The sequence below is a fragment of the Coleofasciculus sp. H7-2 genome (assembly GCF_042747725.1).
GTDB lineage: Bacteria > Cyanobacteriota > Cyanobacteriia > Cyanobacteriales > FACHB-T130 > FACHB-T130.
This window is the reverse complement of sequence record NZ_JBHZGO010000014.1, coordinates 1-2,677: the sequence shown is the minus strand read 5'-3', so window position 1 is coordinate 2,677 and position 2,677 is coordinate 1. Positions and strand designations below refer to the sequence as shown.

Annotated in this window: 4 protein-coding genes; all 4 read left to right on the top strand. The window is 47.5% G+C overall.

The features are described 5' to 3' along the window. Positions 1-532: 532 nt before the first annotated feature. The 4 genes from ACFW2W_RS02295 to ACFW2W_RS02280 all read left to right on the top strand — a co-directional run bounded on the left by ACFW2W_RS02295 (position 533) and on the right by ACFW2W_RS02280 (position 2,472). On the top strand, positions 533-754 hold the full coding sequence (locus ACFW2W_RS02295; RefSeq protein WP_378172790.1) for a hypothetical protein: 222 nt from the start codon (positions 533-535) through the stop codon (positions 752-754). A gap of 323 nt (positions 755-1,077) precedes the next feature. Then, the gene (locus ACFW2W_RS02290) at positions 1,078-1,626 is read left to right on the top strand and encodes a hypothetical protein (protein WP_378172788.1); all 549 of its coding nucleotides are present in this window, start codon (positions 1,078-1,080) and stop codon (positions 1,624-1,626) included. A gap of 161 nt (positions 1,627-1,787) precedes the next feature. After that, the gene (locus ACFW2W_RS02285; protein ID WP_378172785.1) at positions 1,788-2,246 is read left to right on the top strand and encodes a DUF6623 family protein; all 459 of its coding nucleotides are present in this window, start codon (positions 1,788-1,790) and stop codon (positions 2,244-2,246) included. A gap of 40 nt (positions 2,247-2,286) precedes the next feature. Beyond that, a complete protein-coding gene (locus ACFW2W_RS02280) occupies positions 2,287-2,472 on the top strand; it encodes a hypothetical protein (protein ID WP_378172782.1) in 186 nt (61 codons plus the stop codon). Positions 2,473-2,677: the final 205 nt, after the last annotated feature.

The following is a 2,677-nucleotide window of genomic DNA, read 5'->3' as shown; positions in this document are numbered from 1 at the left end:
TCAAAGATAATGGCGACTTAATGTGGTATCGCCACGATGGAAGAGCTGACGGCACTTTCAGATGGACAGCGGGTGACGGCGGCAAAAAAGTTGGCACCGGATGGAACTTCAAGCAAGTATTCTCTGGTGCTCTGTAGGATCATCAATGCAATCGCGAATTTGATGGGTTGGGTTTCCTAACATCAACCCAACCTCTTCAATGGATCAGGACTTACGCAAGATGTGGTTGAGAAGCTGATTATTCCGTAGCGGTAATTCATGAATTACCGCTACTTTCGTTGTGTTTTGCGTAAGTCCTCTGGATGAAGCAATTGGGTAACTTACCTGACTTTTCCAAACTTTTTGCTTCAAAAGCAATTTTTGACCCAACTTTGTCTGATTTCTTGATTGCCACTTCCAGAACTTTCCCAGTTATCATATCGAGTTCTGATCGGTAACCATAGTAGACATGAAGCAGGAAATGAAAGCCTAATAAATTAGCTGTCACGTTAATTAGGCTGTCATAAAAACTAACAAAAACAGAGGAACTCTCATGAGAACTAATCGTAAAATCGCCTTGCTAGCTTCAACAGCCTTACTCCTAGGTGGAGGTTTCACAATCGCTCAAAAGTCATCTGTGACAACGCCAGAACAATTAGTTTCAATGTGTCGAGGTGGCGGATACCCTCATTTCAACCCCTTGAAACGATGCGATGACCCTTTGGTATCTGCATACCAGGGAAGCGATCGCATCAATCGCCACAGCTTCCTATAAAGGTAAGCACGTCAAATTCCACTCACAACCTTAACGACTTCCACTGTTGCAGCGATCGCACCCTAACAACTGCGTGTACCGGATTGACCGATAATCTTTTTGCTTCGTTCAAGTCCCTTGCAATCGGTGACGCTGGTCGTTAGGACGCTTACAGAAATAACTTGCGTAACTTCAAACCTAGAATCGCCTTCCCAGATGGATCGCAATGATATTAGTCATACAAGTTAATTTTGAAAGGCTCATTAGACTTTATCGCTATCGGGTGCGGCGAACGAGCCACAAATCCAAGAGTACCCACAGTCACCCACTGAAGGAGAAAGATAATGTACCATACGAAGATTCCCAAGCTTTCACCTCTTCCGACGACGCTCGCCCCCTCGGCGATCTTGCTCCCGCCATTGCCTGCCGGTGCCCCCAGTGCGCGAGCGCTAGCCGGGGTAGACCCGTGCGCGTCGCTCACTCCGCAAGCTCTTCAACAGGTGATCGACAAAGTTGCCGAAAGTCTAGCAAAGGCGGAAAGCGATGTGATCGCTAACGGCACGACGGGCTCTTATGCCGCCGCCGCCGTCTACCATCGCGACTATCTGGCTGAAGTCCACCAGAACCTGCTATTTCTCCAATCATGGCTGAAGAATCTGGGGCTTGATACGCCATTCGTGACCAACGCGACTGCGGCATACAACATCCACGGCTATGTGCGAGAGGCTGTCTACCCGTTACACCACGCACGGCACTGGGCCACGATCAGTGTCGTGTACCACACGAGTTCGGATGCGTTCGATTCGTATAACCTGACATCGGAAGCGATTGATCTGGCCGAAGCGTTAGGGGTACAGGCTGGACGCTGTTATATGAGTACCTACTTTGCGTAATGTGAGCGATCGCAGCCTAACCATCGCATATACCGCATGAGTAATCTCTGGTTTTGTTTCGGTATTGTCTATATCTGGTGATGTTAGCCATTAGGCTCAACCAATTGCTTCAGATAAACTGATGCAAAAAATCTGTCAAATAATATAAAGAGGAGAAAAATATGGGCTTTCACGCTAGTTGGGTTCATGGAAACGCTCTAACTGTTGAGAATCCGGAGAACTTGAATCGCGTCGGGCATTTTGGGTGGGGTGCTGACATGCAGGTAAAGCCTGGTAAAGCTAGCTGGTTTCATATTGCGCTCCCGACGCCAGTTATCCTTAACGATGCTCGGTCGAACTTGATCCGTGTCTTCCTCATGTTTGAGTCCGAGCAAGGGAGCATTCGCAACGTTCACGTTTACGATGGATCATCCAAAGTACAAGAGTTCAATGACTTGCTCATCACAGGAGAACATCGGATCGCCCTTGATGGAGTGAATACGTTCAACCTGACAAATCCACACACAGTAATTTTCGGTATCGGTGTGTCTTTCTTATTTATCGCTGACATTGGGTTTGACTCAGCCATCCCACCCTCTCGCCTGATCCTGGCAAGTTCTGGTGGCGACTATACCACGTGATCTTCCTAATGGATCATCCAAAGTACAAGAGTTCAATGACTTGCTCATCACAGGAGAACATCGGATCGCCCTTGATGGAGTGAATACGTTCAACCTGACAAATCCACACACAGTAATTTTCGGTATCGGTGTGTCTTTCTTATTTATCGCTGACATTGGGTTTGACTCAGCCATCCCACCCTCTCGCCTGATCCTGGCAAGTTCTGGTGGCGACTATACCACGTGATCTTCCTATTAGTGCGATCGCTGTTCTTGCAGGTTGAGTTGATGCAAGAAAACTAACATCTTCTTCCACTCACAACCCTAACGGGACTTGAACTTTGTTCAAGCCCAAACAAGCCCTAAATGGGCTAGGTGTAAGGCAAATACGTCAGTATTCTCCTGAAGCCAACGGACAAACCGATAGGATATAGCTGTTCTAAAAGCTGACA